Origin of the sequence: Bradyrhizobium sp. 87 (assembly GCF_023073015.1) — a bacterium.
GTDB lineage: Bacteria > Pseudomonadota > Alphaproteobacteria > Rhizobiales > Xanthobacteraceae > Bradyrhizobium > Bradyrhizobium canariense_D.
The window spans coordinates 1-642 of sequence record NZ_JADPIQ010000050.1 but is presented as its reverse complement, the minus strand read 5'-3'; the positions used below and the strand labels follow the sequence as shown (position 1 = coordinate 642).

General features: G+C 65.0%; 1 protein-coding gene. It reads right to left on the bottom strand.

Features of this window, described 5'->3' with window-relative positions:
- Positions 1-2: 2 nt before the first annotated feature.
- On the bottom strand, positions 3-642 hold a 640-nt coding region (locus IVB50_RS13680; RefSeq protein ID WP_247296007.1), incomplete at its 5' end, for an efflux RND transporter periplasmic adaptor subunit.

Below are 642 nucleotides of genomic sequence, written 5' to 3'. Positions count from 1 at the left end.
GATCATTGCTGCGCCCCCTCGGCAAAGCCCTTCAAGGCGGCCTTCAGATTGCTTTCGGCATCGATCAGAAAATTCGCCGAGACCACCACGGCCTCGCCCGCCGCGAGGCCTTGCCGGACCTCCACGAACCCGCCGCCACGATTGCCGAGCTCGACCTCGCGCGGCTCCAGCCGACCCTGCCCCTTGTCGACGAAAACAGCCTGCCGGCTGCCAGTGTCCATCACGGCACTCTCGGGCACCGTGAGAACCGCCTCGCCGCTTCCCGTGTCGATGTCGGCATCGACGTACATGTCGTGCAGCAGAATCAGGTCCGGATTCTGCAGTTCGATCCGGACGCGCGCGGTCCGGGTCTCCTTGTTGATCTCCGGGTAAATGACCTCGACCTTCCCCGTGAACTCCCGTCCCGGAAAGCTCCGCGCTTTCACCGTGACCGGCTGGCCCTTGGCGATCATGCCGAGGTCGCGTTCGGCGATATCGATCAGGGCCCAAACAAAGGAGTGGTCAGCGATCCGGAACAGGACGCCGCCAGGCTCGACGCGCATTCCCTCGATGGCGTTGCGCTCCAGCACGATGCCGTCGCGCGGCGAAGTCCATCCGATCGACGTCGGCACGGTCCGGCTCTTCTCGATGGCCGAGATCGCA